Here is a 6,000-nt window from a genome sequence, read left to right on the forward strand (position 1 = left end):
CCGCTCTGTGCAGGCCATAAAAAGAGCGGGCAAGAACGCGTCGCGCCCTTGCCCGCTCGTCGATCCGCCGATCGAAATCTTACCAGGTGCAGTGACCGCTCTTCAACGCGTGATCCTTCAGCACGAGTGCGTCGACGAAGGTCGGCACCGTCGTGCTGACGCGGGCGTAGTCGGAGGGCCACGGCGCGGTCGGGATGCTCTCGTCCCAGATCTGGCAGAAGCCGGTGTCCTGCCAGCGGATCAGGTGATAGCTGGCTTCGGCAGGGCTCGCGGCGACGAAGGCAGTGACGGCAAGACCCGCAGCAACGCACAGCACGGAAATACGACGCATGATCAGCTCCTCAAATGAAAGATGTGATGCACCTCCCGACAATGACGGGGAGGGATGGTGTGGGACGTTTTTGGGGATGCGCCCCGGACAAGTTGTGAGTAGCTCCGTCGGCTGATCAGGTTCAAAGCGTGCGCGCATGAAATGCGCCATTTGAGCCGGAAAAAACCAGCGCGCGCCCGCAAAGGAAAAGGGCGGGTCGCTCGCGCGGCCCGCCCTCAAGATCAAATTCGTCGCGTGACGCTCAGAGCGTGCAGCGGCGCTCCGAGCGCAGCTTGATCTGGAGATCCGAAGCCGCGGTGAAGGTCGGGACCGGCTTGCTGACGACCTTGTAGGTCGAAGCGCCCCACTGGAACGGCTTGTACTTCAGGTCCTCGTTCCAGACCTGGCAGATGCCGGTGTTGTCCCAGCGGATCACGTAATAGCCGGCTGCTGCTGCCGACGCCGGCACGGCAAACACGGAAGAGGCGATGCCGGCAACGGCACAGAGGGCGAGAACGCGACGCATGAAAAATCTCCTTGTGGGGATGTGTGACCCGAAAATCCGTGCGGTAAAAGCAGGTCCTTGGCAAGCCGAGGGGCCGCCGTTTCACGGATATGTCAGAGGGAGCCGTGCACTTGGTTCGGCCGAGTGCCTGGCAAGACACATGCGCCAAGACACATACGCTAAGCGTGGTTCACTTCGCCAGTGACGCCACCGCCTCGATCTCGATCAGCATTTTCGGGTCGGGCAGGGCCTGCACCACGCACGTGGTGCGCGCCGGATAGGGCGGCGGGCCGAACGCGCCGGCATAGAGTGCGTTCATCGCGGCGACGTCCGAGGCGCGCGTGAGCAGCACGTTGACCTTGACGAGATCGCGGACCGTCGCGCCGGCCTCGTCCAGCACGCGCTTGATGTTGACGGCGACGTTGGCGAACTGCGCCTCGAAACCGTCCGGCAGCGCGCCATTGCCGTCGAAGCCGGGAATGCCGGAGACGAACAGGAGATCGCCGACACGCGTGGCAAAGGACAGCGGCGGCGCCTTGACGTGCGGCGGGGGTGCGAAATGCTGGATCGACATGGGATCACCTCGGATGGAACGGTCGCGTCGTCCGCACGAGCGTAGCGACATGCGGGGGAGTTGCAATCGGCATTGGGGAAGGCGGGTAAAACAAAAACGCGAAAACAACCCCATGCACAGTAGAAATCGTGAGTGTTTCAAATTCGGTATAGCCGAACAATTCGCTTGCTCCGTCGGGCAAAACAGGGGCAGGATGGCATCATGGCGGTGGTGTCGGTAGGCGGTCCCAAACTCCGCCGTCATGCCTCGCGACCCGGCTACGCCAAGGCTTCGCCGGGGTCGAGGTTCAGGGGCGCCGAAGCTTTAGCGTAGGCGGCAGGCGGGGCATCCAGTACGCTGCGGCTTCTCCGCATCTCATTGCCGTCTCGGCGTACTGGATCGCCCGGTCGAGCCGGGCGATGACGGTTGAACGCGCTGCTGCATCTCGCGTCCCACATCGCTCCATCATGTTGCCGCCGCGATCCATCGGATACATTCGCTGCGTCTGATTCGAATCCTCCCTTGAAAAATAGCCCCCGGAGACGCCCCATGAAGCTCGCTACCACCTTCCGCGCCGCGCTGGTCGCCATTGCCGCTCTGGCCGGCCTTTCGACCTCGGCGCTGGCCGACGGCGGCACCGTGGTGCTGACGATCTACAAGGCGGGCTGGATCATCGGCGGTTCGGGCGGCTCGGGCGTGCTGAACTTCCGCGGCCGCTCCTATTCGCTCTCGACCGGCGGCCTCGACTACGGCCTCGTCTTCGGTGGCTCCAAGACCGTGCTGCGTGGCCGGGTCTCCAACATCAACCGCCCCTCCGACGTCTCCGGCGTCTATGGCGCGGCCGGTGCCGGCCTCGCCGTCGGCCGCGGCGCCCGCGCCATCGTGCTGACCAACCAGAAGGGCGCGGTGCTGGAGCTGTCGGGCTACCAGACCGGCCTGATGGCGAATGCGGATCTGAGCGGGCTCGCGATCACGATGCGGTAAAACAGGTACGTAGGGTGGGTTAGCCTTGCGGATGCGCGAAGCGCGTCCGCTGGGCGTAACCCACCTCTTTCGTCTCCGCTGTGACAGAAGTGGTGGGTTACGCTGCGCTAACCCACCCTACGAATTACGCCCGCTCACCGCCGCATGAATCCGCTCGCAATGCGCGACGAGATTGGCGTGCGCATCGACGAAGGCCTTCAGCGGCGTCGGGATCGGAAAATAAAAGATGTTGGCGATGAAGCCGTAGATGCCGGCGTCGATGCTGGTCGGCGCCGCGCCGTGGACGAAGCCTGCCGTAGGCACGATCTCGGCCAGCACTTGCAGATCGGCAAGCCCCCGCGCGTAAGCCTGCTCGGGCGTGTAGCGGCCGATGCCCTGGAAATAATAGCGCTGCGAATTATACGCCTTCGCCTTCTCCAGTCCCTCGGCATCGAGTTGCGGATGCTGCGCGATGAAGGCGTCGCGGAATGCCGGATAGAAGCGATCGTCCTTCCAGCGCGAATACGACATCACCCAGTAGAGATCGTCCAGCATGCGGGTGACGAGATGATTGGTCCGCCGTGCGTCCGGCGACAGCGCGGCATCGATGCTCAGACGATATTTGGCGATCGCATGCGCAATGATTGTCTCGCTGTCGCCGATGGTCTCGCCGTCGTCGACGACGTAAGGCAGCTGCCCGCGCGGCGCGGCAGAGGCATCGAAGAGATGCTCGTGCACGAACGGCTGGCCTGCGAGCTTCAGGAACGCGTAGACCTTGAGGCCGTAGCCGTTGTTGTCGGCGACGCCGAACAGTTCCGGGTAGGAATAGAGCGTCAGCATGGTTGTTCCCTTCAGCGCGATGGCACCTTGGCGTGTTGCTCCGTCGTGGCCGCTTGCGCGACCTTGCTGGCGCGGATCATCAGGAACGCGCCGGAAGAGCCAGGCAGCTGCCAGCGCCCGTCGATTTCGGTCGCCTCGGCGTTCACCGTGCCTTCGTAATGGACCGTGTCGTAGCCGTGGCCGGGCGGCTCGTAGTGTTTGACGAACGAGACCGCGTTGCCGGAGCGCTGACCCGCGATCGAGGCGTTGTGGGTGCGGAGCGGGCATCGCGGGTTCGAGCAGGGCTCGGTCACGCTTCCGGTGAGCGCGCCGCCGGTTTCGACCAGAGTTGCGGTGAAGGTGACCATTCCGGTGCTCGGTTGAATGTAGCTGCCATCCCAGACGCCGGAGAGATCGTTGCTCATGCGGTGCCTTCCTGGGATGATGCGGGCCGGTTGATATCAGGCTCTTCCATCTCAAGTCGTATCGCCGGAGCGACGGGCTGGCAACAGTCCTTGCGCATTGTGCGCAGCGTCATTCGATCGGAGGACGCCCGGCGTCGCCCGTTCGACGTATGGGATCGGAGATGTACCGGTTCTCGGTGAGAGGCGCGGCCTCTATATGCCGATCGATGCGGCGGTGAACACCGCCAGCTGCCCATCGAACGCCCGCCGGAACGCAGGCCGCGCTTCGCCGCGGGCGACGTAGGCTGAGAGGTCGGGATATTCCTCCAGCAGGCGAGATGCGTTCAACCGGCGCAGCACCGTCACCATCATGAGATCGCCTGCGCTGAACGCGCCGTCGAGCCACTCGGCCCCGCCGAGGCGACGGGACAATTCGCCCAGGCGGACACGGACGCGATCCTTCAGGACCGGCAGCCGCTCCTCGTACCAGCCCTTGTCGCGCTCGAACAGCATCGTCATCCCGAACTCGACGATCGGCGGCTCCAGCGTGTTGAGCGCGGCAAACATCCATGCGATCGCGCGGCTCCTCGCATTCGCATCTTTTGGCAACAATCCAACGTGGCGCTCGGCGATATGGAGCACGATCGCGCCCGACTCGAACAGGACGAGATCACCGTCCTCATAGGTCGGAATCTGCCCGAACGGATGCAGCGCAAGATGGGCAGGGTCCTTCATCGCCGCGAACGACACGAGGCGGACGTCGTAGGGCAGGCCCACTTCCTCCAGCGCCCAGCGAACCCGCATATCGCGCGCCTGTCCCTTGCCGCGGTCGGGCGAGTTTTCAAAGGCTGTGATGGTGGGCATCTGGCGGCTCCGGGGTGATCGGCGTTGCATTCAAAGGACGAATGGTCGGCTCGGGTTCCGACAGGGGCGCCTTAAAAAGACCAGCGCCCGTGTCGGAACACCGTCCCGCCGCTCGTCCTTGGAGCGATGGTCGCGCGTCCGGTCCAAGACGAAAGGATACAACTTCATGACGTCAATCACGCCATTCCTCTGGTTCGCCAACAATGTCCCGGAAGCCGTCGCCTTCTACAAAGCGGTGTTCCCCAACGCTGAAGTCGAGACCGTCAGCGACTTCATGGCGGTGTTCGAACTCGAAGGCCAGCGCTTCCACGCGCTCAACGGCGGCCCGCAATACCGCTTCACCGAGGCGGTCTCGTTCTTCATCAGCGTGGAGACGCAAGCCGAGGTCGACTACTTCTGGAGCCGCCTCACCGCCGACGGCGGCGAGGAATCCCGCTGCGGCTGGCTCAAGGACAAATTTGGACTGTCCTGGCAGGTGATCCCGTCGGCGCTCGGCCGCTACCTCGGCGATCCCGACCGTACCAGAGCGAACCGCGTCATGCAGGCGATGATGGAGATGCGGAAGATCGTCATCGCGGACCTCGATAGGGCGAATGCGGGGTGAGGGGCTGACGGTGTCGTAGGGTGGGCAAAGGCGTGCTCTTCGCGCGCCGTGCCCACCGTTCGTCCGGATTTGTGGAGAGATGGTGGGCATGGCGCAAGAGCGCCTTTGCCCACCCTACGAAGCCAGCGATCCGCATCGCCAATTCGTCTTGTATCGCTATACTGCCGACCATCAGCAGGATGGTGCCCCCATGGGAAACGAATTGGAAGGCAAGGTTGCTGCCGTGACCGGAGCCGCGTCGGGCATCGGGTTGGCGAGCACTGAAGCAATGCTGGCCGCGGGCGCGCGCGTGGTGATGGTCGACCGCGACGAGGCCGCGCTGAAGGCGCTCGGCAACAAGCATGGCGACGCCGTGATCCCGCTGGTCGTCGACCTCCTGGATCCCAAGGACTGCGCATCGTTGCTGCCGCGCGTCCTGGAGAAGGCAGGCCAGCTCGACATCCTGCATGCGAATGCAGGCACCTATGTCGGTGGCGATCTGGTCGATGCCGACAATATGGCCATCGACCGGATGCTGAACCTGAATGTCAACGTCGTGATGAAGAACGTGCACGACGTGCTGCCGCACATGATCGCGCGCGGGAGCGGCGACATCATCGTCACGAGTTCGCTGGCGGCGCATTTTCCGACGCCCTGGGAGCCGGTCTATGCGTCGTCCAAATGGGCGATCAACTGCTTCGTCCAGACGGTGCGGCGCCAGGTCTTCAAGCACGGCATTCGCGTCGGCTCGATCTCGCCCGGCCCGGTCGTCACCTCACTGCTCGCGGACTGGCCGCCCGAGAAGCTGCAGGAAGCCAGGGACTCGGGCAGCCTGCTGGAGGCCAGTGACGTGGCCGAAGTCGTGATGTTCATGCTGACGCGGCCGCGCGGCATGACCATTCGCGACGTGGTCATGCTGCCCACCAATTTCGATCTTTAGTGTGTAGGATGGGTAGAGCGCAGGCAACGGTGTCGTCCCGGCGAAGGCCGGGACCCATA

At 64.0% G+C, this 6,000-nt stretch carries 9 protein-coding genes; 3 read left to right on the forward strand and 6 right to left on the reverse strand.

The features are described 5' to 3' along the window. Window positions 1–79: 79 nt before the first annotated feature. The 3 genes from AC0L3X_RS08555 to AC0L3X_RS08565 form a co-directional block, all read right to left on the reverse strand. Window positions 80–331, reverse strand: a complete 252-nt coding sequence (locus tag AC0L3X_RS08555; RefSeq protein WP_063981483.1) for a hypothetical protein — start codon at window positions 329–331, stop codon at window positions 80–82. A gap of 241 nt (window positions 332–572) precedes the next feature. Beyond that, window positions 573–836 carry a hypothetical protein gene (locus AC0L3X_RS08560; RefSeq protein ID WP_063981484.1) on the reverse strand — a complete coding sequence of 88 codons (264 nt, stop codon included), beginning with the start codon at window positions 834–836 and terminating at the stop codon, window positions 573–575. A 169-nt stretch (window positions 837–1,005) separates the two neighbouring features. After that, a complete protein-coding gene (locus AC0L3X_RS08565; protein WP_038941868.1) occupies window positions 1,006–1,389 on the reverse strand; it encodes a RidA family protein in 384 nt (127 codons plus the stop codon). Between the two features lie 528 nt (window positions 1,390–1,917). On the opposite strand from AC0L3X_RS08565, the gene AC0L3X_RS08570 reads away from it, so the two are divergent. Then, on the forward strand, window positions 1,918–2,352 hold the full coding sequence (locus AC0L3X_RS08570) for a hypothetical protein (RefSeq protein WP_063981485.1): 435 nt from the start codon (window positions 1,918–1,920) through the stop codon (window positions 2,350–2,352). A gap of 117 nt (window positions 2,353–2,469) precedes the next feature. On the opposite strand, the gene AC0L3X_RS08575 is transcribed toward AC0L3X_RS08570, so the two are convergent. The 3 genes from AC0L3X_RS08575 to AC0L3X_RS08585 form a co-directional block, all read right to left on the reverse strand. Beyond that, window positions 2,470–3,171 (reverse strand): glutathione S-transferase family protein, encoded by a 702-nt coding sequence (locus tag AC0L3X_RS08575; RefSeq protein WP_063981486.1) that lies wholly within the window; start codon window positions 3,169–3,171, stop codon window positions 2,470–2,472. An 11-nt stretch (window positions 3,172–3,182) separates the two neighbouring features. Continuing rightward, complete coding sequence (locus AC0L3X_RS08580) at window positions 3,183–3,575, reverse strand: hypothetical protein (RefSeq protein ID WP_473316367.1); 393 nt, start codon at window positions 3,573–3,575, stop codon at window positions 3,183–3,185. 192 nt (window positions 3,576–3,767) lie between these two features. After that, window positions 3,768–4,418, reverse strand: coding sequence for a glutathione S-transferase family protein (locus AC0L3X_RS08585; RefSeq protein ID WP_063981488.1), 651 nt, complete (start codon window positions 4,416–4,418; stop codon window positions 3,768–3,770). A 166-nt stretch (window positions 4,419–4,584) separates the two neighbouring features. On the opposite strand from AC0L3X_RS08585, the gene AC0L3X_RS08590 reads away from it, so the two are divergent. Together AC0L3X_RS08590 and AC0L3X_RS08595 are read left to right on the forward strand one after the other, a co-directional pair. Then, window positions 4,585–5,022: a VOC family protein gene (locus AC0L3X_RS08590; RefSeq protein ID WP_063986137.1), complete on the forward strand. Its 438-nt coding sequence runs from the start codon at window positions 4,585–4,587 to the stop codon at window positions 5,020–5,022. A 190-nt stretch (window positions 5,023–5,212) separates the two neighbouring features. Continuing rightward, a complete protein-coding gene (locus tag AC0L3X_RS08595) occupies window positions 5,213–5,941 on the forward strand; it encodes an SDR family oxidoreductase (protein ID WP_283017513.1) in 729 nt (242 codons plus the stop codon). Window positions 5,942–6,000 lie beyond the last annotated feature (59 nt).

Source organism: Bradyrhizobium sp. MI1.7 (genome assembly GCF_055811795.1).